Source organism: Providencia rustigianii DSM 4541, from assembly GCF_000156395.1.
GTDB classification, from domain to species: Bacteria; Pseudomonadota; Gammaproteobacteria; order Enterobacterales; family Enterobacteriaceae; genus Providencia; species Providencia rustigianii.
Genome location: NZ_GG703817.1, coordinates 149687 through 175246, shown reverse-complemented (window position 1 = coordinate 175246; position 25560 = coordinate 149687). Strand labels below are relative to the sequence as shown.

General features: G+C 43.0%; 23 protein-coding genes, 3 tRNA genes and 1 other RNA gene. 25 read left to right on the top strand and 2 right to left on the bottom strand.

The window, feature by feature from the left end:
• Nucleotides 1-222 precede the first annotated feature (222 nt).
• The gene (locus PROVRUST_RS00865; protein ID WP_039854001.1) at nucleotides 223-966 is read left to right on the top strand and encodes a type 2 GTP cyclohydrolase I; all 744 of its coding nucleotides are present in this window, start codon (nucleotides 223-225) and stop codon (nucleotides 964-966) included.
• A 194-nt stretch (nucleotides 967-1160) separates the two neighbouring features.
• Here the strand turns inward: PROVRUST_RS00865 and PROVRUST_RS00860 are convergent, their stop codons facing one another.
• Complete coding sequence (locus PROVRUST_RS00860) at nucleotides 1161-2285, bottom strand: multidrug effflux MFS transporter (RefSeq protein WP_039854000.1); 1125 nt, start codon at nucleotides 2283-2285, stop codon at nucleotides 1161-1163.
• Nucleotides 2286-2397: 112 nt separating this feature from the next.
• Here PROVRUST_RS00860 and PROVRUST_RS00855 point away from each other — a divergent pair, with 112 nt between their 5' ends.
• The gene (locus tag PROVRUST_RS00855; RefSeq protein WP_006812778.1) at nucleotides 2398-3156 is read left to right on the top strand and encodes an AraC family transcriptional regulator; all 759 of its coding nucleotides are present in this window, start codon (nucleotides 2398-2400) and stop codon (nucleotides 3154-3156) included.
• Nucleotides 3157-3220: 64 nt separating this feature from the next.
• On the opposite strand, the gene PROVRUST_RS00850 is transcribed toward PROVRUST_RS00855, so the two are convergent.
• The gene (locus tag PROVRUST_RS00850; protein WP_006812777.1) at nucleotides 3221-4507 is read right to left on the bottom strand and encodes a citrate synthase; all 1287 of its coding nucleotides are present in this window, start codon (nucleotides 4505-4507) and stop codon (nucleotides 3221-3223) included.
• Between the two features lie 641 nt (nucleotides 4508-5148).
• Between PROVRUST_RS00850 and sdhC the strand changes: the two genes are divergently transcribed.
• The 23 genes from sdhC to PROVRUST_RS18980 all read left to right on the top strand — a co-directional run bounded on the left by sdhC (nucleotide 5149) and on the right by PROVRUST_RS18980 (nucleotide 25208).
• Nucleotides 5149-5538 (top strand): succinate dehydrogenase cytochrome b556 subunit, encoded by a 390-nt coding sequence (gene sdhC, locus PROVRUST_RS00845; protein ID WP_006812775.1) that lies wholly within the window; start codon nucleotides 5149-5151, stop codon nucleotides 5536-5538.
• Complete coding sequence (sdhD, locus tag PROVRUST_RS00840; RefSeq protein ID WP_006812774.1) at nucleotides 5532-5876, top strand: succinate dehydrogenase membrane anchor subunit; 345 nt, start codon at nucleotides 5532-5534, stop codon at nucleotides 5874-5876. Before sdhC ends, sdhD begins: the two co-directional genes overlap by 7 nt.
• Complete coding sequence (gene sdhA, locus PROVRUST_RS00835) at nucleotides 5877-7643, top strand: succinate dehydrogenase flavoprotein subunit (RefSeq protein ID WP_006812773.1); 1767 nt, start codon at nucleotides 5877-5879, stop codon at nucleotides 7641-7643.
• A gap of 35 nt (nucleotides 7644-7678) precedes the next feature.
• The gene (locus PROVRUST_RS00830; protein ID WP_006812772.1) at nucleotides 7679-8395 is read left to right on the top strand and encodes a succinate dehydrogenase iron-sulfur subunit; all 717 of its coding nucleotides are present in this window, start codon (nucleotides 7679-7681) and stop codon (nucleotides 8393-8395) included.
• Nucleotides 8396-8753: 358 nt separating this feature from the next.
• Nucleotides 8754-11561, top strand: a complete 2808-nt coding sequence (gene sucA / locus PROVRUST_RS00825) for a 2-oxoglutarate dehydrogenase E1 component (RefSeq protein WP_006812770.1) — start codon at nucleotides 8754-8756, stop codon at nucleotides 11559-11561.
• Between the two features lie 14 nt (nucleotides 11562-11575).
• Entirely contained in the window at nucleotides 11576-12781 is a 1206-nt protein-coding gene (gene odhB, locus PROVRUST_RS00820; protein WP_006812769.1) for a 2-oxoglutarate dehydrogenase complex dihydrolipoyllysine-residue succinyltransferase, read from the top strand.
• Nucleotides 12782-12912: 131 nt separating this feature from the next.
• Nucleotides 12913-14079 (top strand): ADP-forming succinate--CoA ligase subunit beta, encoded by a 1167-nt coding sequence (gene sucC, locus PROVRUST_RS00815; RefSeq protein ID WP_006812768.1) that lies wholly within the window; start codon nucleotides 12913-12915, stop codon nucleotides 14077-14079.
• Nucleotides 14079-14951 carry a succinate--CoA ligase subunit alpha gene (gene sucD, locus PROVRUST_RS00810; protein ID WP_006812767.1) on the top strand — a complete coding sequence of 291 codons (873 nt, stop codon included), beginning with the start codon at nucleotides 14079-14081 and terminating at the stop codon, nucleotides 14949-14951. The genes sucC and sucD overlap by 1 nt, the downstream gene beginning before the upstream one ends.
• Before the next feature lie 813 nt (nucleotides 14952-15764).
• Entirely contained in the window at nucleotides 15765-17333 is a 1569-nt protein-coding gene (cydA, locus tag PROVRUST_RS00805; protein ID WP_006812766.1) for a cytochrome ubiquinol oxidase subunit I, read from the top strand.
• A 14-nt stretch (nucleotides 17334-17347) separates the two neighbouring features.
• On the top strand, nucleotides 17348-18487 hold the full coding sequence (gene cydB, locus PROVRUST_RS00800) for a cytochrome d ubiquinol oxidase subunit II (RefSeq protein WP_006812765.1): 1140 nt from the start codon (nucleotides 17348-17350) through the stop codon (nucleotides 18485-18487).
• A 12-nt stretch (nucleotides 18488-18499) separates the two neighbouring features.
• Nucleotides 18500-18622, top strand: a complete 123-nt coding sequence (gene cydX, locus PROVRUST_RS19070; protein ID WP_006660445.1) for a cytochrome bd-I oxidase subunit CydX — start codon at nucleotides 18500-18502, stop codon at nucleotides 18620-18622.
• A 5-nt stretch (nucleotides 18623-18627) separates the two neighbouring features.
• Nucleotides 18628-18915: a cyd operon protein YbgE gene (gene ybgE / locus PROVRUST_RS00795; RefSeq protein WP_006812764.1), complete on the top strand. Its 288-nt coding sequence runs from the start codon at nucleotides 18628-18630 to the stop codon at nucleotides 18913-18915.
• A gap of 133 nt (nucleotides 18916-19048) precedes the next feature.
• Nucleotides 19049-19444 (top strand): tol-pal system-associated acyl-CoA thioesterase, encoded by a 396-nt coding sequence (ybgC, locus tag PROVRUST_RS00790; RefSeq protein ID WP_006812763.1) that lies wholly within the window; start codon nucleotides 19049-19051, stop codon nucleotides 19442-19444.
• Nucleotides 19441-20124 carry a Tol-Pal system protein TolQ gene (tolQ, locus tag PROVRUST_RS00785; protein WP_006812762.1) on the top strand — a complete coding sequence of 228 codons (684 nt, stop codon included), beginning with the start codon at nucleotides 19441-19443 and terminating at the stop codon, nucleotides 20122-20124. The genes ybgC and tolQ overlap by 4 nt, the downstream gene beginning before the upstream one ends.
• Before the next feature lie 17 nt (nucleotides 20125-20141).
• The gene (tolR, locus tag PROVRUST_RS00780) at nucleotides 20142-20564 is read left to right on the top strand and encodes a colicin uptake protein TolR (RefSeq protein WP_006812761.1); all 423 of its coding nucleotides are present in this window, start codon (nucleotides 20142-20144) and stop codon (nucleotides 20562-20564) included.
• A gap of 70 nt (nucleotides 20565-20634) precedes the next feature.
• Nucleotides 20635-21768, top strand: a complete 1134-nt coding sequence (gene tolA, locus PROVRUST_RS00775) for a cell envelope integrity protein TolA (RefSeq protein WP_006812760.1) — start codon at nucleotides 20635-20637, stop codon at nucleotides 21766-21768.
• A 144-nt stretch (nucleotides 21769-21912) separates the two neighbouring features.
• Nucleotides 21913-23205, top strand: a complete 1293-nt coding sequence (gene tolB / locus PROVRUST_RS00770; protein ID WP_006812759.1) for a Tol-Pal system beta propeller repeat protein TolB — start codon at nucleotides 21913-21915, stop codon at nucleotides 23203-23205.
• A 43-nt stretch (nucleotides 23206-23248) separates the two neighbouring features.
• Nucleotides 23249-23746: a peptidoglycan-associated lipoprotein Pal gene (pal, locus tag PROVRUST_RS00765; RefSeq protein ID WP_006812758.1), complete on the top strand. Its 498-nt coding sequence runs from the start codon at nucleotides 23249-23251 to the stop codon at nucleotides 23744-23746.
• A gap of 22 nt (nucleotides 23747-23768) precedes the next feature.
• On the top strand, nucleotides 23769-24557 hold the full coding sequence (gene cpoB, locus PROVRUST_RS00760; RefSeq protein WP_006812757.1) for a cell division protein CpoB: 789 nt from the start codon (nucleotides 23769-23771) through the stop codon (nucleotides 24555-24557).
• A gap of 185 nt (nucleotides 24558-24742) precedes the next feature.
• A tRNA-Lys gene (locus PROVRUST_RS00755) sits at nucleotides 24743-24818 on the top strand.
• A gap of 34 nt (nucleotides 24819-24852) precedes the next feature.
• A tRNA-Lys gene (locus PROVRUST_RS00750) sits at nucleotides 24853-24928 on the top strand.
• Between the two features lie 33 nt (nucleotides 24929-24961).
• Nucleotides 24962-25037, top strand: a tRNA-Lys gene (locus PROVRUST_RS00745).
• 42 nt (nucleotides 25038-25079) lie between these two features.
• Nucleotides 25080-25208, top strand: a non-coding RNA gene (locus tag PROVRUST_RS18980) — RtT sRNA.
• Nucleotides 25209-25560: the final 352 nt, after the last annotated feature.

Sequence of the window (25560 nt, the reverse complement as noted above, 5' to 3'; positions counted from 1 at the left end):
AGGTTGAGAACCTTTTTTTCACTATGTTAGCTGACTTTTTGTGTCAAAATCTGGATGAAATTTTAAAATAAATTAATAACATAGGTTTCTTATTATGATGAAACTATATAAATTATTCGTCATTTGTGGGCTGGTGGATAAATACCACAGAAAAAAATAATCTTTCCGTTTATGCTAGTGATAGACAAGTTAATGAGAAATGAAGGCGTTAAGGACACAATTATGCATAATTTTAAGTTAGAAGAATTGATTAACGACGAATTGAACGTCAGTGAATTCCAAGACTTCGCGCCTAATGGGTTGCAAGTGGAAGGTCGTCCCCATGTCAAAAAAATTGTTACTGGCGTGACGGCTTGCCAAGCATTATTGGATGAAGCGGTAAGATTAAATGCGGATGCAGTGATTGTACATCATGGCTATTTCTGGAAAAACGAACCCGCTCTTATCAAAGGCATGAAGAGAAACCGCCTGAAAACGCTACTAGCGAACGATATCAACCTTTATGGCTATCATCTTCCTTTAGATGCCCATCCAGAATTAGGTAATAATGCACAACTCGCCCACATTATGGGTGTGCAAGTGAACGGCAATATTGAGCCGTTAATGCCATTTGGCTTCTTTGATCAGCCAATATCACCCACAGAATTAACCGAGCGTTTAGAAACTCGCTTAGGGCGAAAAGTACTGCATTGTGGCGATAATGCCAAAGATGAAATCCGCCAGATTGCGTGGTGTACCGGTGGTGGCCAAGGATTCATCATGCAAGCCGCAGAATTTGGTGTCGATGCGTTTGTCACAGGGGAAGTTTCAGAACAAACTATCCATATAGCGAGAGAAATGGGGATCCACTTCTACAGTGCAGGGCACCATGCGACAGAGCGTTATGGGATTAAGGCGTTGACGAAGTGGTTGAATGATAGTCATGATGTAGACGCTATCTTTATAGATATAGATAACCCGGCCTAATTTTCGTCATATTTCGCGCTGTGGCTGTGTTGGTTTCACGCAGCCACTTGGGTCACATACTTGTGTATGCTCCCCAAGCTGTCTTTGTTCACCGCCTTGCCACAGCATGAACTATTTAGAAAATTATCGTGAAATCTTTAGAAAATAGCTGCGCAATAGAAAATATTCCAGTTGCGCTTGATGATAGAAATAGATCAAGTTCGATATTTTAGTGCGGTAAGAAGCAGTATTAGACTTGAAGTGATGAGCACTAGCCCTAGGTTTTGAATCTCGCCTGCGACCATTAATCCGAGTCCTAATCCCATATAGTAAAACAGCCCTAAAATTGCGCCTGCGGTGCCTTTTCTATCCTGATAAGCATTAAGTGCATGGGCGAGAATATTGGGGATTGCAATTCCATATCCCACCACCACACCAATAACGGGAACAACAAACCAAACACTATCGATTAGCAAGTAAACCAAACAACCGCAGACGAAAGAGATCAAACTTGAAAGCCTAATAATTCGTTGGGCAGGTTGTTTTTTAGCCAATAAATAATGGTTAATGATGGACCCAAGCCCAACGCCAAATGCTAATAAAAGACCAGTCAAACCAAATTGTTGTTGATTGAGCATTAATTGTTCAAAAATAAAGGGGCCAAGTTGGTAATAACTGAATAAATTAATGTTGAAAAATGCAATCAAGATCACATTCCTAAGAATTAGTTTATCCCCCAACATGCGTAAAAAAGTGTGAAAAAATGGAGCTTTGATCACATTATCGGGTTTGGTCTCAGGGAGCTTGTAACAAGCCCATAACAAAAGCACCATGGCCAGTAGGGCTAATCCGACAAATACGGCGCGATAATGACCAATCCAAACTAGTATCGCCCCTAAAGTCATTCCAAGAGCTGGGCTGATAGCGAGAGCAACCCCCATAATTGAGAAAACTTTGGCTAATTCATGACCTTGATAACAGTCGCGCATGGCCGTTTGAGTACCGATAGATCCTACAGCAGCACCAAATGCAGATAGCATGCGTAGAATAAGTAACCAATAAAATTGGGAGATAAAAAGAGCGCTAATTGAAGCAACGCCATATAGCAGTAATCCCGCTAAAATAGTCGGTCTACGGCCAATAATGTCACACATTCTTCCCCAAAAAATGACACCCAAAGCGAAGGCGAAGAAGTAGAGTGATAATGTTTGTGAGGCTTGTTGGGCATTGACGTGGAATGCAGCGGCAATATCGGTCAACGCGGGGCTATAAATGGTTTCGACAATTTGTGGAAACATCATTAAAGCCACAGCAAGCCATAAGGAAAGTGAGCGGTTCATTTGATTTACCTATATTCTTCTCTTTAATCTGTGGGAATGCTGAGAAGTTTATTGGCTTTTTGCTTGTCTTATTACAATAATAAAGACAATAAATATCAAGAATGAGACATTTATGGCGTGGTTATTACAGACGGATGAATTCCAAACAGATTGGTATGATGCTCCAATTTTGGGGATTGCGGCGCAAATGGGGCTACATGATTCAGGAGAGCATACCCATGAAATGGGGCAGCTTTTATTTACCCAACAGGGCTGTATTCGCATTAGCTTGGAAAATAAAATCTCTTTATTGCCTCCGGGACGAGTGGCTTGGATCCCGCCATTTATCCAGCATAGAGCGCAAATGCGCGCATCTGTCGGTTATCGTTCGGTGTATCTCAATCAAGATTACTCGGCACAAATATCAAGTAACGTGAGTATTTTGAAGGTTTCGCCGTTATTAAGGGAATTACTAGAGATAATTGCACTAACATCATTTGATAGCGACTGGAAAGAAGGGCGTTTAGCGAATTTAATCCCTGTGTTTATTGATGAATTACAGAGTGCAACAACCGAGCCTACCTTACTGTCATTTCCTCAGGATCGACGTTTTAACGGTTTAGACATGGAATTATTACCACCGCCGTTAAATGTATTAGCTCAGACGATAGGGGCAAGTGAAAAAACAATTTCAAGGATTTTTCTGCGAGAAACGGGCATGACCTATCAAGCTTGGCGTCAACAATGGCGATTTATTAAAGCGCTGGAACTATTGGCTTTGGATAAACCATATTACTATATTACTCAAGAGCTTGGGTTAGCCAGTGATAGCGCCTTTATTAGCTTTTTTCGCAAAATGAGCGGGTGTACTCCACGGGAGTATCAGCGGTAATCATCGATAAAAAGCCCCGAAAAATCGAGGCTTATTCATCAATAATTGAGTGAGAATTCAACCATTATTTTTTGGAGATGTCAGAGCTAAATTCGCGTTTGTCATAACCAGTATATAGCTGACGAGGGCGCGCAATTTTCAGACCATCATCATGCATTTCGTTCCAGTGAGCGATCCAACCGATAGTACGGGCGATAGCAAAAATAACGGTGAACATTGAAGATGGAATCCCCATTGCTTTCAAAATGATACCCGAGTAGAAGTCAACGTTCGGGTATAATTTCTTCTCAATGAAGTACGGGTCGTTCAGTGCAATACGTTCTAATTCCATCGCCACTTCTAACAAACCATCGTTGAGGTTTAATTCTTTTAAAACTTCATGGCAAGTTTCGCGCATGACGGTAGCACGCGGGTCATGGTTTTTATACACACGGTGACCAAAGCCCATTAGGCGGAAAGAGTCATTTTTATCTTTCGCGCGTTCGATAAATGCTGGGATATGTTCAACCGTTTGGATCTCTTCAAGCATGCGTAAACAAGCTTCGTTAGCACCGCCGTGTGCAGGCCCCCACAGAGATGCGATACCCGCAGCGATACACGCAAATGGGTTTGCACCAGAAGAACCTGCGGTACGAACTGTTGAGGTTGATGCATTTTGCTCGTGGTCAGCGTGCAAAATTAAAATTCTGTCCATTGCGCGTTCAAGCACTGGATTAACAACGTATTCTTCACATGGAGTAGAGAACATCATGTGCAAGAAATTACCCGCGTAAGAAAGATCATTACGAGGATAAACAAAAGGTTGACCAATTGAATATTTATAACACATTGCTGCCACGGTAGGCATTTTAGACAGCAAACGGTACGCTGTGATTTCACGGTGACGAGGGTTATTAACATCCAGAGCATCATGATAGAACGCCGCTAATGCACCTGTTACACCACACAGAACAGCCATCGGGTGAGAGTCACGACGGAAACCATTAAGCATTCGGGTGATTTGCTCGTGGATCATCGTGTGGCGAGTTACCGTATATTTGAATGTTTCGTATTGTTCTTGGGTTGGTGCTTCGCCGTAGAGCAGGATATAACAAACTTCGAGGTAAGTTGCTTTAGTCGCAAGTTGGTCAATAGGATAACCGCGGTGGAGTAGGATACCTTGGTCACCATCGATATAGGTAATTTTTGATTCACATGACGCTGTCGAGGTAAAACCTGGGTCGTATGTAAAAAACCCTTTTGAACCTAAAGTTCGTACATCGATAACATCTTGACCAATTGTAGGGGTTAGAATGTCTACTTCAATAGTACCTTTACTCTCAGTCATTATCTTAGCTTTGTTATCAGCCATTAACGGTCTCCTTAGCGCTTGATAATCCACACTCAACAACCCTGAACTCAGCGTTATACTGTGTCTTTGCGCATTGTTCTATCGGTGAGGTGAGAAAGTTAGCCAGATATCACATAAAACGCTGAAATCTTGCGACCGATAACAATGTGTTAGGTTGTTTATGAGTGTATAGGGCGTTATGTTCTTTTTTTGTTGTTTTCTCTACAATATCATTATTTGTGGTAAGGGAAACAACTTTCATAACTTTTGTTTATACTTGCATACTCATTCACACTACTTACATGACGTAGAGTCATCCGTAACGTATTCAGATAAATCTGCCAGCCCTATATGTAAGATAAATGTTGAATCATTGTCAAATAAGATAAGCACATTTATATAAAATGTTTAAATCGTGATCCTTCTCACTGTTCGGGCTAAATGTCTCCAAACCTTTTGTGTGGGAATTGTAATAACAATGTGAAGACTTTATACTGGCACCAGGTCTCCGGATTACCCTGTAGTAGGAGTTCCCAGCGTGATCAGTATGCAATTTTATTCAAACATGATGGATTAGAGTTTGCGTTAAGTTGCATTTTGTACCCCTGTCGCTGTCTGATTTCCACCCCAGGTCCGGAGGATGGAAAATAATAAAGAGCTGTGTGGGCAAAATTGTGAAAAAACAAAGACCTGTCAACCTTGATTTGCAGACGATACATTTCCCGATTACTGCAATATCGTCTATCTTGCACCGTGTCTCTGGCGTCATTACTCTCATCGCAGTTGGTATTCTGCTTTGGTTGCTAGGGACTTCTCTCTCCTCTCCAGAAGGTTTTCAATACGCGTCTGAATTAATGACTGGCTTTTTTGCTAAGTTCATTCTTTGGGGCATCTTGACGGCTTTGGCTTACCACATTTGTGGTGGTATTCGCCATATGCTGATGGATTTCGGCTGTGTTGATGAAACCCTTGCTGCTGGTAATTCATCTGCAAAAATTACATTTGTTATTACCGTAATTCTGGCAATTCTGGCGGGGATCTTAGTATGGTAAGTAATGCTTCAGCTTTAGGCCGTACTGGTATCCAGGACTGGCTGTTAATTCGTGGTTCAGCGATTCTTATCGTTCTCTACGTACTCTACATCGTTGGCTTCGTGGCGATCAATGATATTACCTACGAAGTGTGGCGTGGCTTCTTTGCCTCCTCTGTGACAAAAGTATTCACCATCCTCACATTGTTCTCAATTCTTGTACATGCCTGGATTGGTATGTGGCAAGTACTGACTGACTATGTTAAGCCGATCGCAATTCGTTTAGTCCTGCAACTCGCTATTGTTGTTGGTCTGCTGGCTTACTTAATTTACGGAACAATTGTTGTGTGGGGTGCATAAATGAATCTGCCAATCAGAGAGTTTGACGCTATTGTTATCGGTGCGGGCGGTGCAGGTATGCGCGCAGCACTACAAATTTCGCAACAAGGCTTATCTTGTGCTTTGTTGTCAAAAGTATTTCCAACTCGTTCTCATACGGTATCAGCGCAAGGCGGTATTACTGTTGCATTAGGTAACACCCATCCTGATAACTGGGAATGGCACATGTATGACACCGTTAAAGGTTCAGACTATATCGGTGACCAAGACGCTATCGAGTACATGTGTAAAACTGGGCCAGAAGCTATCCTTGAATTAGAACATATGGGATTGCCTTTCTCTCGTCTTGAAGATGGGACTATTTATCAACGTCCATTCGGTGGTCAGTCTAAGAATTTCGGTGGCGAGCAAGCGGCACGTACTGCTGCAGCTGCTGACCGTACTGGTCACGCGCTGTTACATACGCTGTATCAGCAAAACCTAAAAAATCACACCACAATTTTCTCCGAATGGTATGCACTGGATTTAGTGAAAAACCAAGATGGCGATATCGTGGGTTGTACCGCAATTTGCATGGAAACGGGTGAACTGGTTTATTTCAAAGCCAAAGCTACGATTCTTGCAACGGGTGGGGCGGGGCGTATTTACCAGTCTACAACCAACGCACATATCAATACTGGCGATGGTGTCGGTATGGCCGTTCGTGCAGGTGTTCCATTGCAAGATATGGAAATGTGGCAATTCCACCCAACAGGTATTGCGGGTGCGGGTGTTCTGGTCACAGAAGGCTGTCGTGGTGAAGGCGGTTACTTGCTGAATAAAGACGGTGAGCGCTTCATGGAACGTTATGCACCAAATGCGAAAGACCTTGCGGGTCGTGACGTTGTTGCGCGTTCAATCATGATTGAAATTCGTGAAGGTCGTGGTTGTGAAGGTCCGTGGGGTCCTCACGCTAAACTGAAACTGGACCACTTAGGGAAAGATGTTCTGGAGTCTCGTTTGCCGGGTATTCTTGAGCTTTCTCGTACCTTTGCTCACGTTGACCCAGTTAAAGAACCTATTCCCGTTATCCCTACTTGCCACTACATGATGGGCGGTATCCCTACTAAGGTAACTGGTCAAGCTATTCGTTATAACGAAAAAGGCGAAGACGAAGTGATCCCAGGCCTGTTTGCGGTGGGTGAAATCGCTTGTGTGTCTGTACACGGTGCTAACCGTTTAGGTGGTAACTCACTGCTGGATCTCGTTGTATTCGGTCGTTCTGCTGGTCTGCACTTGAACGAATCCATTATGGAGCAAGGCCCAATGCGCGATGCGTCTGAATCAGACCTCGATGAAGCTATGGCTCGCTTCAACCGTTGGGAAAACGCACGCACTGGTGAAGATCCTGCTCAGATCCGTAAAGCTCTGCAATCTTGTATGCAGAACAACTTCTCCGTATTCCGCGAAGGGGATGCTATGGCGAAGGGCTTAGAAGAGCTGAAAGAAATTCGCGAGCGTCTGAAAAATGCACGTCTGGATGACACTTCAACTGAGTTTAATACTCAGCGTATTGAGTGTTTAGAGCTGGATAACCTGATGGAAACGGCTTACGCAACGGCGCAAGCAGCTAACTTCCGTACAGAAAGTCGTGGCGCACACAGTCGCTTTGACTTCCCAGATCGTGATGATGCAAATTGGTTATGTCACTCATTATATCTACCGCAATCTGAAACGATGACTCGTCGCGAAGTGAACATGCAACCTAAGTTGCGTGAGGCCTTCCCACCGAAGATTCGTACTTATTAATGCGTGGTGTTAATCCAGTTGCGGAGAAATAAATTATGAAATTAGAATTTTCGATTTATCGCTATAATCCAGATGTAGACAACGCACCACGCATGCAAGATTACACCCTTGAAGTCAAAGATGGGCGTGACATGATGCTGCTAGATGCGTTGATTCAATTAAAAGAACAAGACCCAACATTGTCTTTCCGTCGTTCTTGTCGTGAAGGGGTATGTGGTTCTGATGGCGTGAACATGAACGGTAAGAATGGGCTGGCTTGTATTACGCCACTGTCTGCTTTGACCCGTAATGGTAAAAAAATTGTGATCCGTCCATTGCCAGGTTTGCCAGTTGTGCGTGACCTGATTATTGACATGACGCAGTTCTATACCCAGTACGAAAAAATTCGCCCATATCTTCTTAATGATAATAAGAATCCACCGGCGCGTGAAAACTTACAGTCACCTGCACAACGTGAAAAACTCGATGGTCTCTATGAGTGTATTTTGTGTGCATGCTGTTCTACTTCATGTCCATCTTTCTGGTGGAATCCGGACAAGTTTATCGGTCCTGCGGGTCTGTTAGCTGCGTATAGATTCTTAATTGATAGTCGCGATACTGAAACGGATTCACGATTAGATGATCTGAACGACGCTTTTAGTGTTTTCCGCTGTCATAGCATTATGAATTGTGTCAATGTATGCCCTAAAGGACTTAATCCGACTAAAGCTATCGGTCATATTAAATCTATGTTGTTAAAACATAGCGCATAAAACCGGTATAGCCTGCGGTACCTGAGTACCGTAGGCTAAATGCGGATAGCACAAAATAAACACTTAAAGTAAAAAATAAGCGTAAAGTAAAATTCAGTGAAACAAGTGCGAAGTAAAAGTGAAAGTAAAAAGCCAACTGCAAAAAAAGATGAAGATGCATGTAAAAACAAGGAACCTTTAAAAACCGCAGCCAGTTTTTAAAGGTTCCTTAAAAGGGAAACCCTTAATTGATAAAAGGGACTCCCAAAGTGAGAACATGCAAAAAGCACGTCCAAGAGAACCTTTATCGAGGTCGCTTAAATGCGGCAATTAGTTAACCACGGCGAAAACTAAAGCTTATAAAGCTTAAGGGATCACAATGCAGAACGGCGTAATGAAGGACTGGCTGGATTCAAGCTTTCTGGCAGGCGCGAACCAGTCTTATATAGAACAGCTCTATGAAGATTATCTGACTGACCCTAATTCCGTAGATGCAGAGTGGAGAGAAATCTTCCAGCAACTACCTGGAGTAGGTACTAGTGGTGAGCAATTACATTCGCAAGCACGAGATTATTTCCGTCGCTTAGCAAAAGATTCCACCCGTTACCATACCTCTGTTAGCGATCCTACGATCGATGCAAAACAAGTCAAAGTTTTGCAACTTATCAATGCCTTCCGTTTCCGCGGACATCAAAATGCCAATCTCGACCCATTAGGACTTTGGAAGCGTGAAGCTGTTCCAGATCTGGACCCTACATTCCATAATCTGACCAAAGAAGATTTTGACGAGACTTTCAATGTGGGTTCATTTGCGATTGGCAAAGAAACCATGAAACTCAGTGAGCTATATGACCACCTGAAGCGCATCTATTGCGGTTCAATCGGTGCGGAGTATATGCATATCACTAATACCGAAGAAAAACGTTGGATCCAACAGCGTCTTGAATCCGTGAATGTTGCAGAACAATTTACTAAAGAAGAAAAACGTCGCTTCTTAGCTGAATTAACCGCAGCAGAAGGGCTTGAGCGTTATTTAGGCGCTAAATTCCCTGGTGCGAAACGCTTCTCTTTAGAGGGCGGTGATGCATTAATTCCAATGCTGAAAGACCTGATCCATCATGCCGGAAAACAAGATACCCGTGAAGTTGTACTGGGTATGGCACACCGTGGACGCTTAAACGTTTTAATCAATATTCTGGGTAAAAAACCTGCTGAATTATTTGATGAGTTTGCGGGTAAACATAAAGACCATTCAAGCGCAGGTGACGTAAAATATCACCAAGGTTTCTCGTCTGACTTTGAAACGGCCGGTTCACGAGTTCACTTAGCGTTAGCATTTAACCCGTCTCACCTTGAAATCGTGAGCCCAGTGGTTATCGGTTCTGTTCGTGCTCGTCGTGACCGTCTTGATGAAGGTCGCAGCAACATGGTTCTGCCAATCACTATTCATGGTGACTCCGCAGTAACAGGTCAGGGTGTTGTTCAAGAAACATTGAACATGTCTCAGGCCCGTGGTTATGAAGTTGGCGGTACGATGCGTATCGTTATTAATAACCAAGTTGGTTTTACTACGTCGAACCCGAAAGATACACGCTCAACTGAATACTGCACTGATATTGTGAAAATGGTGCAGGCACCAATTTTCCACGTTAATGCTGATGATCCTGAAGCCGTCGCATTCGTGACTCGCTTAGCATTAGATTTCCGTAACACCTTTAAGCGCGATGTCATGGTCGACTTAGTGTGTTACCGCCGTCATGGTCACAACGAAGCTGATGAGCCAAGTGCAACTCAGCCAATTATGTACCAGAAAATCAAACAGCATCCTACACCACGTAAAATCTATGCAGATCGTTTAATTGAAGAAGGCATCGTTTCAGCGAATGAAGTCACTGAAATGGTTAACCTGTATCGTGATGCATTAGACCGTGGCGATTGTGTCGTTGATGAATATCGTGAGATGGGGCTGAATGCTTATACATGGGAACCGTATCTGAACCATGAGTGGCATGAAGAATATAAATCAAGCTATGACATCAAGCGTTTAACTGAGCTGGCGACTAAGCTAAGCACAATCCCTGAGGGTATTGTTGCTCAATCTCGAGTTGAGAAAATTTATGCGGACCGCGCTGAAATGGCGAAAGGTAACAAATTACTCGATTGGGGTGCAGCAGAAACTTTAGCTTACGGTACGCTAGTTGATGAAGGTGTTCCAATTCGTCTATCTGGTGAAGATGCGGGTCGCGGTACATTCTTCCATCGCCATGCAGTTGTACACAACCAAACCAATGGTTCAGTATATGTTCCACTGCAAAATGTTCATAGTGGTCAAGGCGTATTCAACGTTTGGGACTCTGTTCTAACTGAAAACGCAGTATTGGCATTTGAATATGGTTATGCAACAACTGAACCTCGTGCTTTAACTATTTGGGAAGCTCAGTTTGGTGACTTTGCTAACTGTGCTCAGGTGGTTATTGACCAATTTATTAGCTCGGGTGAGCAGAAATGGGGTCGGATGTGTGGTCTGGTGATGTTATTACCTCATGGTTATGAAGGCCAAGGTCCAGAACACTCCTCAGCTCGTTTAGAGCGTTACCTGCAACTGTGTGCGGATCAAAACATGCAAGTGTGTGTGCCATCAACACCAGCTCAGGTTTATCACATGTTACGCCGTCAAGCGCTGCGCGATATGCGTCGTCCTCTGATTGTTATGTCTCCTAAATCACTGTTACGTCATCCATTAGCGGTATCTAGCATGGATGAGCTGGCAAATGGAAAATTCCAACCAGTTATCAGTGAAATCGATGAAATCAATCCGAAAAATGTGAAACGTGTCGTTCTGTGTTCCGGTAAAGTTTATTACGATTTGTTAGAGCAACGTCGTAAGAACGAGCAAACCGATGTTGCGATCGTGCGTATTGAGCAGTTATATCCGTTCCCGCATGACGACATCCAAAAAGTATTGGCTCAATATGCTCATGTGAAAGATTTTGTTTGGTGTCAAGAAGAGCCGCTAAACCAAGGCGCTTGGTATTGCAGCCAACATAATTTCCATGAGGCAATCCCAGCAGGCGCAAGTTTACGCTATGCCGGTCGAGCAGCTTCTTCTTCTCCAGCTGTTGGATATAACTCCGTTCACCAGGAACAACAAGCGGCCCTGGTTAATGACGCTTTGAACATTGCATAATTAAAGGATAGAAAATGAGTAGCGTAGAAATTCTTGTTCCCGATCTTCCTGAATCCGTCGCTGACGCAGCGGTTGCCACATGGCATAAAAAACCAGGTGACAGTGTTCAGCGTGATGAAGTCCTGGTTGAAATCGAGACAGATAAAGTTGTTTTAGAAGTTCCTGCAAGTGAAGCGGGTATTTTAGAAGCGATCATTGAAGAAGAAGGCGCAACTGTTTTATCTAAACAGCTATTGGGCCGTATTCGTTTAGGTGATAGTACTGGTATTCCTGCTGAAGTGAAAGAAGCGGCACCAGCACCAGCAGCTCGCCAAACTGCAAGTTTAGAAGAAGAAAGCAATGATGCTCTGAGCCCAGCAATTCGTCGTCTGGTAGCAGAGCACGGTCTGAACCCAGCAGATATTAAAGGTACGGGTGTTGGTGGACGTCTGACTCGCGAAGATGTTGACAAGCACTTAGCCGCTAAACCAGCTGCGGCAGCAGCACAAGCGCCAGCTGCGCCACAAGCTCCGTTAGCTCACCGCAGTGAAAAACGTGTACCAATGACACGCCTGCGTAAACGTATCGCGGAACGCCTGCTGGAAGCTAAAAATAGCACCGCAATGTTAACCACATTTAATGAAGTTAACATGCAGCCAATCAAAGATTTACGTGCTCAATATGGTGATGCATTCGAAAAACGTCACGGTGTACGTTTAGGCTTTATGTCTTTCTACATCAAAGCCGCAGTTGAAGCACTGAAACGCTACCCAGAAGTTAACGCTTCTATTGATGGCACTGACGTGGTTTACCATAACTATTTCGATATCAGTATTGCCGTTTCAACACCGCGTGGTCTGGTAACGCCAGTTCTGCGTGATGTTGATGCTATGAGCATGGCTGACATTGAGAAAAATATTAAAGAGCTGGCTGTCAAAGGTCGCGACGGTAAATTAACCGTTGAAGATTTAAGTGGCGGTAACTTCACTATCACGAATGGTGGTGTGTTCGGTTCTCTGATGTCTACTCCAATCATTAACCCACCACAAAGCGCAATCTTAGGCATGCATGCCATCAAAGACCGCCCAATGGCTGTTAACGGTAAAGTAGAAATTCTTCCAATGATGTATTTAGCGCTTTCTTATGATCACCGCCTAATCGATGGTCGTGAATCAGTAAGTTTCTTAGTTGCTATTAAAGATATGTTGGAAGATCCAACTCGTTTACTGTTAGACGTATAGAAACATAACAGGGCAGGGTACAACCTGCCCGGTCTGAGGTAACCGATGCAGCCAGTTTTCTGGCTGCTAAATCTGTAACAATTGCAAGGGGCGATACACGCTCCTCCAGACTCAATTATGGATAGAACATCATGAATTTACACGAGTATCAGGCAAAACAGCTTTTTACACGCTATGGCTTACCCGCTCCAACTGGCTATGCCTGTTCATCAGTAGAAGAAGCAGTAGCTGCAGCGAAAAAAATCGGTAATGGTCCATGGGTTATCAAATGCCAAGTTCACGCAGGTGGACGTGGTAAAGCTGGTGGCGTAAAAGTTACAAAAGATATCAATGACATCAGCGAGTTTGCTGAAAAGTGGTTAGGTAAAAATCTGGTCACTTACCAAACTGATGCAAATGGTCAGCCTGTAAACCAAATCTTGGTTGAAAGCGCAACTGACATTGCTAAAGAGCTGTATTTAGGTGCAGTTGTTGACCGTGGAACACGTCGTGTTGTGTTCATGGCATCAACTGAAGGCGGCGTTGAAATTGAAAAAGTTGCCGAAGAAACACCAGAACTGATTCATAAAGCGGCTATCGATCCACTGACAGGGCCTATGCCTTATCAAGGCCGTGAATTAGCCTTTAAATTAGGCTTAACTGGAAAGCAAGTTAGCCAATTCGCGAAAATTTTCATGGGCTTAGCAACCATGTTCTTAGAGCGCGACTTAGCTCTGATCGAAGTTAACCCATTAGTTATCAATACTGAAGGCGACTTAATTTGCTTAGATGGTAAATTAGGCGTTGATAGTAACGCACTGTATCGCCAAGCTGAAATGCGTGAAATGCACGATCCATCTCAAGAAGATGCGCGTGAAGCTCAAGCGGCTCAATGGGAACTAAACTACGTAGCGCTGGATGGTAACATCGGTTGTATGGTTAACGGCGCGGGTCTTGCAATGGGTACGATGGATATCGTTAAATTGCACGGCGGTTCCCCAGCTAACTTCCTTGATGTTGGTGGCGGTGCAACTAAAGAACGCGTAACTGAAGCATTTAAAATTATCCTTTCAGATAAGAGCGTTAAAGCCGTATTCGTAAACATTTTTGGTGGTATCGTTCGCTGTGACCTGATTGCAGACGGCATCATTGGTGCAGTAGAAGAAGTTGGCGTAAATGTACCAGTAGTTGTACGTTTAGAAGGTAACAATGCAGAGTTAGGTGCGAAAAAACTGGCAGATAGCGGTTTAAATATTATCGCAGCAAACAGCCTGACAGATGCAGCTAAGAAAGCAGTAGCAGCGGCGGAGGCTAAATAATGTCTATTTTAATCGATAAAAACACCAAAGTAATTTGCCAAGGTTTTACTGGCGGTCAAGGTACTTTCCACTCCGAACAAGCTATTGCTTACGGTACAAAAATGGTTGGCGGTGTAACGCCAGGTAAAGGTGGCACAACTCACCTAGGCCTACCCGTATTTAATACTGTGCGTGAAGCGGTAGAAGCAACAGGCGCAACAGCTTCTGTTATCTATGTTCCAGCACCATTTTGTAAAGATTCTATCCTTGAAGCCATTGATGCTGGTATCAAGTTGATTATCACTATTACTGAAGGTATCCCAACACTGGATATGCTGACTGTTAAAGTGAAATTAGACGAAGCTGGCGTTCGTATGATTGGACCAAACTGCCCAGGTGTAATCACCCCAGGACAGTGCAAAATTGGTATCCAACCGGGTCATATCCATATGCCAGGTAAAGTCGGTATCGTTTCACGTTCAGGTACGTTGACTTATGAAGCGGTTAAACAGACGACTGATGCTGGTTTAGGTCAATCAACCTGTGTTGGTATCGGTGGTGACCCAATCCCAGGCTCAAACTTTATCGATATCCTGAAATTGTTCCAAGAAGACCCACAAACTGAAGCAATTGTTATGATCGGTGAAATTGGTGGTAATGCTGAAGAAGATGCCGCTGCGTATATTAAAGAGCACGTCACTAAACCTGTCGTAGGCTATATTGCTGGTGTTACTGCACCTAAAGGTAAGCGTATGGGTCATGCTGGTGCAATTATCGCGGGTGGTAAAGGTACAGCAGATGAAAAATTTGCTGCTTTAGAAGCCGCAGGTGTTAAAACTGTTCGTAGCCTTGCTGATATCGGCGATGCAGTAAAATCACTGTTAAATAAATAAGCGAAACATGAGCTAATTGCTCAGGTAACGTAAGAGACAGAACCCGTGCTTGCAGAATGAAGCACGGGTTTTTTTGTATTTATATATTAGGAATTTAATTCTGTAAATAGGGTTCTTTAAACTATATCAGCCAAGAATAAACCAGTCTAAAAAGTGATATTTAGAGAGTTTTTTATTTGCTTGCAAATAGCACATTACGCATATTAGTCAAATTTTGCAGTAGATCAATTTTTATATTTATAGTGATATTTGATTAACTGAATATAGGGGATTAACTACGATTATTCTCTTTATTTATAAATTAAGTAATAACTTAAAAATAAGCTGCTATTATAAAATAGACATTCTTTTTTAGATGTATTAAAGAAGACGTTATAAGTTTGTTTTAATCTTATTAAAAAAGTAAAAAGTTATATATCAATGATAATAACAGGTAGTTAACAACTAACTAACTATTATTTGATTCGAGACGAATGAAATTAACAAGCTAGAAAAAATTGACTTAGATCAATCTATTACCACTGGCTTTATTTGTTTAAATTGCTTAAATTGGTACTCGATCAAATACCTATTTTTCTATTAAAGGGTATAATTATTGATATAACTTCAGAATTCAAATCTGAATCACGTAAAAGAAGTTTATTGTATGTGAAGATAGGCGTACTATTATTATGGTAGGTTTTTTCCTTTACTTTTGTTAATTATTTGTTGTTTTGAGGCATTTTTTGCTGGTAGTTAAGAGGCTTTCCCGTTTAATACTGGAAGCTGGGTTGCCGCAAGTCGGTGTCTTCCTGCTAGGAGCAAGGAGTCAAGATGTTTGATATTGTCGAACTGTCACGATTACAGTTTGCCTTAACCGCGATGTACCACTTCCTATTCGTACCATTAACGCTAGGTATGGCGTTTTTGCTTGCGATCATGGAGACGGTATATGTGCTGTCCGGTAAACAAATTTATAAAGATATGACTAAGTTCTGGGGTAAGTTATTTGGTATTAACTTTGCCCTAGGTGTTGCAACTGGTCTGACTATGGAGTTCCAATTTGGTACTAACTGGTCATACTACGCCCACTATGTTGGAGATATCTTCGGTGCGCCTCTGGCAATCGAAGGATTGATGGCATTCTTCTTAGAATCTACCTTTGTTGGTTTATTCTTCTTTGGTTGGGATCGTTTAAGCAAAACTCAGCACCTTGCGGTGACTTGGTTAGTTGCTTTAGGTTCTAACTTCTCAGCACTGTGGATTCTGGTAGCGAACGGTTGGATGCAAAACCCAATCGCTGCAGACTTTAACTACGAAACAATGCGAATGGAAATGCTTAGCTTCTCCGAGCTAGTTCTTAACCCAGTCGCACAAGTTAAATTCGTACATACTGTTGCAGCAGGCTACTGTACTGGTGCTATGTTCATTCTGGGTATCAGCTCTTACTACCTACTTAAAGGTCGTGATGTTGCGTTTGCTAAACGTTCTTTTGCAATTGCTGCAAGCTTTGGTATGGCGGCGGTCTTATCTGTTATCGTTCTTGGTGATGAATCAGGTTACGAAATGGGTGACGTGCAGAAAACAAAGCTGGCCGCTGTTGAGGCAGAGTGGGAAACACATGCTCCTCCAGCTGCATTTAACCTAATCGCGTTCCCAAGCAATGAAAAAGAAGAGAATACATTCTCTATCTCAATTCCTTGGGCAATGGGTATCATTGCAACTCGCTCTATTGATACGCCAGTATTAGGTCTGAAAGATCTGATGAAGCAACACGAAGTTCGTATCCGTAACGGTATGGTTTCTTATGGTCAGCTACAACAATTATTAGCTGGTGATAAGAGTCCTGAACTGCGCGCTGCATTTGAAGCAAGCAAAAAAGACCTCGGTTATGGTCTTCTGTTAAAACAATATGCTCCAAATGTTGTTGATGCGACTGAAGAACAAATCCAAAAAGCTGTTAAAGACAGTATTCCAAACGTAGCGCCACTGTTCTGGGCATTCCGTATCATGGTTGCAGTTGGTTTCGCATTACTGCTAATCGTTGGTTGGGCATTCCTGTCAGTTATTCGTAACCGTATTGGTAAAAGCAAATTACTGTTACGCCTTGCGTTGTTCGGTATTCCATTACCTTGGATTGCAATTGAATCAGGTTGGTTTGTGGCAGAGTACGGTCGTCAACCGTGGGCAATTGGTGAAGTGTTACCGGTTTCGGTTGCACACTCTAATTTAACACCTCAAGATCTGATCTTCTCTCTGGTACTGATCTGTGGTCTGTATACACTGTTCTTGATTGCTGAAATGTTCTTAATGTTCAAATTCGCTCGTAAAGGGCCTAGTAGCCTGAAAACCGGTCGTTATCATTTTGAACAAAAAAATAGTTCAGCACACGACGTTCAGTAAACAGGAGTCCACTTATGTTTGATTATGAAGTTCTTCGATTTGTGTGGTGGATCCTTATCGGCGTGCTGCTGATTGGGTTTGCTGTCACGGATGGTTTTGACATGGGCGTTGGCTTCTTATTACCTATCTTAGGTAAAACAGATACTGAACGCCGCGTTATGATTAATGCTGTTGCACCGCATTGGGATGGTAACCAAGTTTGGTTAATCACCGCGGGTGGTGCAATGTTTGCTGCATGGCCACAAGTTTATGCTGCTTCATTCTCTGGCTTCTATGTTGCTATGATTTTGGTATTAGCTGCATTGTTCTTCCGTCCGGTTGGTTTCGACTACCGTTCAAAACTGGAGAACCCAAAATGGCGTAGCATGTGGGACTGGGGTCTGTTTATTGGTGGTTTCGTTCCGCCATTAGTTATCGGTGTTGCATTTGGTAACCTGTTATTGGGTGTTCCACTGCAAATTGATAACCAGCAGTATCTGACTTATACAGGTAATCTGTTTGGTCTGTTAAACCCATATGGCTTGTTAGCTGGTGTTGTTGGTTTAATGATGATTGTTACCCAAGGTGCAACTTATCTGCAAATGCGTACGACAGGTGAACTTCACCTACGTACCCGTAAAGCCACGTATATTTGTGCGCTGATCACGTTAGTTGCTTTTGCGGGTGCTGGTGTATGGTTAGTTATGGGTATCGATGGTTATGTTGTGACTTCAGCAATAGACCCATATGCTCCATCTAACCCACTGAACAAAACTGTAGAAGTCGCTTCTGGTGCATGGTTAACTAACTTTAACACGTATCCAATCCTGTGGGCTTTACCTGCTCTAGGTGTTGGGTTACCGCTGTTAACGATGATTGCAACTAAAGCAGACAAAAATGGTTGGGCGTTCTTATTTTCATCATTGACTATCGCATGTATTATTTTGACATGTGGTGTTGCAATGTTCCCATTCATCATGCCATCAAGCATCATGCCAAATGCAAGCTTGACCATGTGGGATGCGACATCTAGCTTGTTCACTCTGCAAGTCATGACTGTTGTTGCGATCATTTTTGTCCCACTCATTCTGTGCTACACCGCTTGGTGTTACTACAAAATGTTTGGTCGTTTGGACAAAAACTTTATCGAAAGCAACAAGCATTCACTGTATTAAGGAGCATAACATATGTGGTATTTCGCCTGGATCCTCGGCACTCTGTTAGCTTGTAGTTTTGCAGTGATTGCAGCATTAGCTCTTGAGCACTCAGAAAGTGCAAAAGAAGCTAAAACAGCTAAAGATGGTGAGTAAATAATATGCTGATGGATAAAACCTATCAGCTATTAGGAAAGGGCCCTATTAGGGCCCTTATCCTTGTATTAGCTTTAGTTACAGCTGGTACTGTTATGTGGGATCCATCCCTATTTGCAGCCAATACTAGCTCATTTCCTATCTGGCTAGGTTTCCTAATGATATGGGCAACTTGCAGCGCGATTATTTTTGGGGTGGGTTTCCTACCTAATAAAATCATCTGGCGAGTGTTGTTCCATCCATTGCCTGCCATCATCATTCTTATCTGGGGACTAATTAAAGTCTTCAGTTAATCTAAATTCAGATTGTGGGTCATGAGATCCACAATTATTTTTGATATCTTTACCTGCAAAGTGATTCCAAAGCGTCACGGTCTTGCGTATAGTGGCACCGTTAATTAATTTAACCTAAGACGGAGTGATTTTTATGTTATTTCGCTGGCCTGTTCGCGTGTATTATGAAGACACTGATGCGGGCGGAGTTGTATATCATGCACGTTATCTGGCTTTTTTTGAGCGCGCAAGAACGGAAATGTTGCGAAATAAAGGTATCAATCAACAAAGTTTACTCGCAGAGAACCTAGGATTTGTTGTCAAAAATATGACAATCGACTTTATTAAGGGTGCTCGGTTAGATGACCTGCTGGAAGTTGAAACGGAAATCGTTGAAATAAAACGAGCTTCTTTAAAATTTCAGCAAAGGTTAGTTGATTCGCAAGGTAACTTGCTTTGTGGGGCGACCGCCCTAATTGCTTGTGTGGACATTTCTAAAATGAAGCCAAAAGCGCTTCCTGAGTCTATTGTCGCGGAGTTTAAACAGTGACTGACATGAATATCTTGGATTTATTCCTAAAAGCGAGCCTATTGGTTCAGATCATTATGTTCGTTTTGCTTGGATTTTCTATTGCATCGTGGGCCATCATTATTCAAAGAACCAAAATTTTAAACGCGGCAACCCGTGAGGCTGAAGCGTTCGAAGATAAATTTTGGTCAGGTATTGAACTGTCTCGTTTGTATAAAGAGAGTCAGGCACGCCGTGATGCACTAGGTGGCACAGAGCAAATTTTTTACTCTGGCTTCAAAGAATTTGTACGTTTACACCAAGCGAATATCCATGCACCGGATGCCGTCATTACTGGCGCAGCACGTGCAATGCGTATTTCCATGAACCGTGAATTGGAATCTGTAGAGTCACATATCCCATTTTTAGGTACAGTAGGGTCGATTAGCCCTTATATTGGTCTATTTGGTACCGTTTGGGGAATTATGCATGCATTTATCGCATTGGGTGCGGTAAAGCAAGCAACGCTACAAATGGTTGCACCGGGTATTGCGGAAGCGCTGATTGCAACTGCAATTGGTTTATTTGCGGCAATCCCTGCTGTTATGGCATTCAACCGCTTAAACTTACGCGTGAATAAACTTGAACAAAGCTACGATAACTTTATGGAAGAATTCCTAGCTATCCTGCATCGTCAAGCATTCTCTGCAGATAAGAAATAAGACGGGGAGAAAAGCGAATGGCGCGCAATAGTCGCAAACGTGAGCTGAAATCCGAAATCAACATAGTCCCATTACTGGACGTATTGTTGGTGCTTTTGCTGATCTTTATGGCAACAGCACCTATTATTTCTCAGAGTGTGGAAGTTGAATTGCCGGATGCTACAGATACTCAAACCGTATCATCAAGTGATAACCCCCCTGTGATTTTAGAAGTGGCAGGGGTTGATCAATATAATATGTTGATCGATGGTGAGCGTTTAGAGTTACTGCCACCAGAACAAATTTCAGCAGAGGCAAAAGCACAATTAGAGAAAAATCCTAAAACGGTTTTCTTAATTGGCGGAGCTAAAGAAGTTCCTTATGATGAAGTGATTAAGGCGCTGAATCTGTTACATGGGGCAGGGATCAAATCTGTTGGTTTGATGACTCAACCTATTTAATTTGTCCAGCCACTGTTCTTGTGGCTTGGATGTAGTTTGAAAAGAAACGATTCTTTTTTTGGAAACCAGAGTGGGAAAGACAAAAGAGAAACAGGATAACTTAAAGCGTTCATTAATGGTGTCGATTGGATTGCACATCTTATTGGTTGCTTTAATCGTTATAGGCTCTTTAGTGACAGTCGTTCAACTTGGCGGCGGTGGAGAAGAGGGAACGGTCATTGATGCAGTCATGGTCGATCCTGGTGCTGTTGTTGAGCAATATAATCAATCTCAACAGCAGCAAAAAAGTTCCCAACAAGCAGCTAAAGAACGCAAAGAACAACAACAGAAACAAGATGCTGAGCTGAGAGAAAAGCAGGAGCAGGAACAAAAGCGTCTGCAAAAACTTGAAGAAGAACAAATTCAAACTCAGCGCGAAACTGAACAGCAGCAAAAACAAGCTGAAGAACAGAAAAAGCAAGCTCAAGAAGCAGCCAAAAAAGCGAAGGAAGAGCAAAAATTAGCTGAGGATGCCGCTGCGCAAGCCAAAGCTGAGAAAGAAAAGCTAATTAAAGAGCAGGCTATAGCGAAAGAGAAAGCGGAAGCGCAAGCTAAAAAAGAAGCCGAGGCTGCCAAAGCTAAAGCCGAAAAAGAAGCGAAAGAAAAAGCCGAATCTGATGCTAAAGCTAAGGCTGAAAAAGAAGCTAAAGCAAAAGCTGAAGCTGATGCTAAGGCTAAAGCTGAGAAAGAAGCGAAAGCTAAGGCTGATAAAGAAGCCAAAGATAAAGAAGCTAAAGCTAAGGCCGCTAAAGCCAAAGCTGAAGCCGCAAAAAATGCATCATCCGTTGATGATTTGCTGGGTGATTTAACTGCATCAGGTCCAAGTAAGCAAGGCGGACAGACTGCTGCTGGCAGCGGAGGCGGTAAAAAATCAGGCGCATCTAATGCAGATGTTGATAGCTATGCAGGTAAAATAAAAGCAGCGATCCAAAGTAAATTCTATGACTCAGCGACGTATCGTGGACGGACTTGTGAGCTGCAATTAAAACTGGCACCAGATGGATTATTGGTCAGTATTACACCGAAAAATGGTCCAGCAAATGATCCCGCGCTATGTGAAGCGGCAATAAGAGCGGCAAAACTCGCAACTATGCCAAAACCACCTAGCAGAGAGGTCTATGAAACGTTTAATAAATCAGGCAGCACATTAGTATTTAAGCCTTAATTTTCAATAAGTCAGAGTAGTCTATATTGTAAATTTTTTGGCGATGTAATAAATAGTTTGTGTGCTATCTAGTTTTGTTAGTATACCTTTGTTAAAATTCAGCGAATTATTGCGGTGGTGAATATCGCAGTAAGGGAGATTAGGATGAAGCAGGCGTTTAAAATAGTTTTCGGGTTCCTGATGCTATGGGCTACTGTTGCTCAGGCAGAAATCCGTATTGAGATAACTGAAGGCGTTAACTCAGCTCAACCAATCGGTGTGGTTCCATTTAAGTGGGCGGGTGCAGGTGCGCCACCACAAGAAGTTGGACAGATTGTCGGCGCTGATTTACGTAATAGCGGTAAATTTAACCCTATTGAGCCAAGCCGTATGCCTCAGCAACCGGGAACGGCTTCAGAAGTCATTCCTGATGCTTGGACTACGTTGGGCATTAATGCTGTTGTCGTTGGTCAAGTTCAGCCAGCCGCAGATGGTAGCTTCGTAGTCAGTTATCAACTAGTTGATGTTGCTGCTAATCCAGGTGCAGTGTTAGCTCAGAACCAATTTAAAGTCACTAAAGATTGGTTACGCTATGCAGCTCATACTGCAAGTGATGAAGTTTTTGAGAAATTGACCGGTATTCGTGGAGCATTCCGTACGCGTATTGCGTATGTAGTGAAAACTAATGGCGGTCAATATCCGTTTGAATTACGCGTTTCAGATTATGACGGATTTAACCAATTTACGGTTCACCGTTCACCTGAACCACTGATGTCACCAGCATGGTCACCAGATGGTCAAAAAATCGCGTATGTAACATTTGAAAGTGGTAGCTCTGCGTTAGTTATCCAGACGCTATCAAGTGGTGCAGTTCGTCAGGTTGCAAAATTCCCACGTCATAATGGGGCGCCTGCGTTCTCACCAGATGGTACTAAATTAGCATTTGCACTGTCTAAGACAGGTAGCCTGAATTTATATGTGATGGACTTAGCAAGTGGGCAAATTCGTCAAGTTACAGATGGTCGTAGTAACAATACTGAACCAAGCTGGATGCCGGATAGCCAAACTTTAGTCTATACTTCGGACCAAGCAGGACGTCCGCAAGTTTATAAAATGAATATTAATGGTGGTAGTCCAGTAAGAGTCTCCTATGAAGGAACTCAAAATCAGGATGCTGATGTAAGCCCGGATGGAACTTTCTTAGTGATGGTCAGCTCCGGGGGCGGTCAACAGCATATCGCCAAACAGGATCTGGCAACGGGTAACGTTGAATATTTAACGACAACGTTTCTAGATGAAACGCCGAGTATCGCACCTAACGGCACTATGGTAATTTATAGCTCCTCTCAAGGCTTGGGGACTATATTGCAGCTAGTTTCGACCGACGGGCGTTTCAAAGCGCGTCTTCCGGCAACCGATGGACAGGTAAAATTTCCTGCCTGGTCGCCGTATCTGTGATGCATAATAATAATGTGTGGCAAAAATATTAAGGATCAAAACGATGCAACTGAACAAAGTGCTTAAAGGGCTGATGATCGCATTACCAATCATGGCAGTCGCAGCTTGTAGCTCTAACAAAAACAATGACCAAAATGGTGCTGATTCTGCTGTGGATCAAACTAATACTGGTCTGTCTGCGGAAGAGCTGGCACGTCAGCAAATGGAACAACTGCAACAGAACAACACTGTTTACTTTGGTTTCGATAAATACAACGTATCTCCAGAGTACGCTGAAATGTTAGATGCACACGCAGCATTCCTGCGTAGCAACCCATCTGTACGTGTTGTTGTTGAAGGTCATGCGGATGAGCGTGGTACTCCAGAATACAACATCGCACTGGGCGAGCGTCGTGCTAACGCAGTTAAAATGTATCTGCAAAGCAAAGGTGTTTCAGGCGACCAAGTTTCACTGGTTTCTTACGGTAAAGAAAAACCAGCTGTGTTAGGTCACACTGAAGCAGACTACGCGAAAAACCGTCGTGCAGTCATTGCATACTAATAGATAAGAGAAATTATCTATTATGAACAGTAACTTCAGACAATTACTAGTCGGTCTGTCGTTATTGGTTGGCGTAGCGGCCCCTTGGGCCGCTATTGCCCAAGCGCCAATCAACAATGTCGGATCTGGTTCCTCTGCAGATCGCCTCACCCAACTTGAGACAGCCGTTAGCTCTCAAGGTCAAATTATTTATCAAATCCAGCAGCAATTAGCCGATAACCAGCGTGACATCGATATGTTACGTGGACAGATTCAAGAAAGTGAATATAAATTGAATCAGGTTGTTGAGCGCCAAAAAGATTTGTATATGCAATTGGACAAAGCGGGTGGCGGTGATTCAGCAACTCCTTCTGATGCAACAGATTCAAGTGCATCAAGTCCCGCGTCATCGACTTCAGATACCTCCGCAGCGGCTCCAAGCTCCGGTGGTAATGAAAAAGATGATTATAATGCCGCAGTTCAGTTAGCCATGAACAGCAAATCAAAAGCACAAATTGATGAGGCTATTGGGGCATTGCAAGGGTTTATCAAAACGTATCCGAAGTCTGGATATCAATCCAATGCTAACTATTGGTTGGGGCAGTTAAACTACAATAAAGGCAGCAAAGATGATGCAGCATTTTACTTTGCAACCGTAGTTAAGCAGTATCCAAAGTCTCAAAAAAGCAGTGAGGCCTTATATAAAGTGGGTCTTATCATGCAAGATAAGGGACAGAAAGATAAAGCAAAAGCTGTTTACCAGCAGGTATTGAAACAATACCCCAATAGTGCAGGTTCAAAACTTGCAGAGAAGAAGTTGAGTGCCCTTTAATTATTAACCCCGAAGCAACATAACCAAACATTTCGGGGTTATCCGTATGATTAGTGCGCACTTAATTCATTTTTTCAAAAAAAGCGTTGCACCCCAGTCAGAAATCAGTAATATAAGCCGCCGTTGATACGAGAAACAGCAGGTTGAGAAATCTGAGTGGTATCAATGAGATTTAAATTTTAGATGGGTCGTTAGCTCAGTTGGTAGAGCAGTTGACTTTTAATCAATTGGTCGCAGGTTCGAATCCTGCACGACCCACCATCTAAAAGTAGTAAACAATTCAAGCAGTACAGATGGGTCGTTAGCTCAGTTGGTAGAGCAGTTGACTTTTAATCAATTGGTCGCAGGTTCGAATCCTGCACGACCCACCATCTAAAGTAGTAAACAATTTAAGTAATATAGATGGGTCGTTAGCTCAGTTGGTAGAGCAGTTGACTTTTAATCAATTGGTCGCAGGTTCGAATCCTGCACGACCCACCATCTCAAAGAAACTCCCCAAGAATAAACAACTCTACCATTTATATATTGCACGTTGAGTGTAGGTGAGAAGCTGCGTTCAGGTTCGAGCCGAGCGAAGCGAGACAGCGTTGCGCTTGTCGCAACGACCCGAAGGGCGAGGGCAAAGCCCGAGTAATCCTGCACGACCCACCATCTTAAAGATATCCAATTCAAACTCATCCCAATCAAGTAAAACTTCAATGATTGAGCCATGTCTCGACAAGATGGTCGCAGGTTCGACACGAAGTGTAAGTCTGAAGGACTTAAATCCTGCACGACCCACCATCTTAAAGACATCCGATTCAAACTTATCCCAATCAAGTAAAACTCCAATAATTGAGCCATGCCTCGACAAGATGGTCGCAGGTTCGACACGAAGTGTAAGTCCGAAGGACTTAAATCCTGCACGACCCACCATCTTAAAGATATCCAATTCAAACTCATCCCAATCAAGTAAAACTTCAATGATTGAGCCATGTCTCGACAAGATGGTCGCAGGTTCGAC

Excerpts from the sequence above, each read along its gene's own strand:
- sdhA (WP_006812773.1), top strand. The coding sequence starts at position 5,877 with ATGAATCTGCCAATCAGAGAGTTTGACGCTATTGTTATCGGTGCGGGC.
- PROVRUST_RS00860 (WP_039854000.1), bottom strand. The coding sequence starts at position 2,285 with ATGAACCGCTCACTTTCCTTATGGCTTGCTGTGGCTTTAATGATGTTT.
- PROVRUST_RS00855 (WP_006812778.1), top strand. The coding sequence starts at position 2,398 with ATGGCGTGGTTATTACAGACGGATGAATTCCAAACAGATTGGTATGAT.
- cydB (WP_006812765.1), top strand. The coding sequence starts at position 17,348 with ATGTTTGATTATGAAGTTCTTCGATTTGTGTGGTGGATCCTTATCGGC.
- ybgC (WP_006812763.1), top strand. The coding sequence starts at position 19,049 with ATGTTATTTCGCTGGCCTGTTCGCGTGTATTATGAAGACACTGATGCG.
- pal (WP_006812758.1), top strand. The coding sequence starts at position 23,249 with ATGCAACTGAACAAAGTGCTTAAAGGGCTGATGATCGCATTACCAATC.
- cydX (WP_006660445.1), top strand. The coding sequence starts at position 18,500 with ATGTGGTATTTCGCCTGGATCCTCGGCACTCTGTTAGCTTGTAGTTTT.
- PROVRUST_RS00830 (WP_006812772.1), top strand. The coding sequence starts at position 7,679 with ATGAAATTAGAATTTTCGATTTATCGCTATAATCCAGATGTAGACAAC.
- cpoB (WP_006812757.1), top strand. The coding sequence starts at position 23,769 with ATGAACAGTAACTTCAGACAATTACTAGTCGGTCTGTCGTTATTGGTT.
- sucD (WP_006812767.1), top strand. The coding sequence starts at position 14,079 with ATGTCTATTTTAATCGATAAAAACACCAAAGTAATTTGCCAAGGTTTT.
- sucC (WP_006812768.1), top strand. The coding sequence starts at position 12,913 with ATGAATTTACACGAGTATCAGGCAAAACAGCTTTTTACACGCTATGGC.
- PROVRUST_RS00850 (WP_006812777.1), bottom strand. The coding sequence starts at position 4,507 with ATGGCTGATAACAAAGCTAAGATAATGACTGAGAGTAAAGGTACTATT.
- sucA (WP_006812770.1), top strand. The coding sequence starts at position 8,754 with ATGCAGAACGGCGTAATGAAGGACTGGCTGGATTCAAGCTTTCTGGCA.
- tolB (WP_006812759.1), top strand. The coding sequence starts at position 21,913 with ATGAAGCAGGCGTTTAAAATAGTTTTCGGGTTCCTGATGCTATGGGCT.
- tolR (WP_006812761.1), top strand. The coding sequence starts at position 20,142 with ATGGCGCGCAATAGTCGCAAACGTGAGCTGAAATCCGAAATCAACATA.
- PROVRUST_RS00865 (WP_039854001.1), top strand. The coding sequence starts at position 223 with ATGCATAATTTTAAGTTAGAAGAATTGATTAACGACGAATTGAACGTC.
- odhB (WP_006812769.1), top strand. The coding sequence starts at position 11,576 with ATGAGTAGCGTAGAAATTCTTGTTCCCGATCTTCCTGAATCCGTCGCT.
- cydA (WP_006812766.1), top strand. The coding sequence starts at position 15,765 with ATGTTTGATATTGTCGAACTGTCACGATTACAGTTTGCCTTAACCGCG.
- sdhD (WP_006812774.1), top strand. The coding sequence starts at position 5,532 with ATGGTAAGTAATGCTTCAGCTTTAGGCCGTACTGGTATCCAGGACTGG.
- ybgE (WP_006812764.1), top strand. The coding sequence starts at position 18,628 with ATGCTGATGGATAAAACCTATCAGCTATTAGGAAAGGGCCCTATTAGG.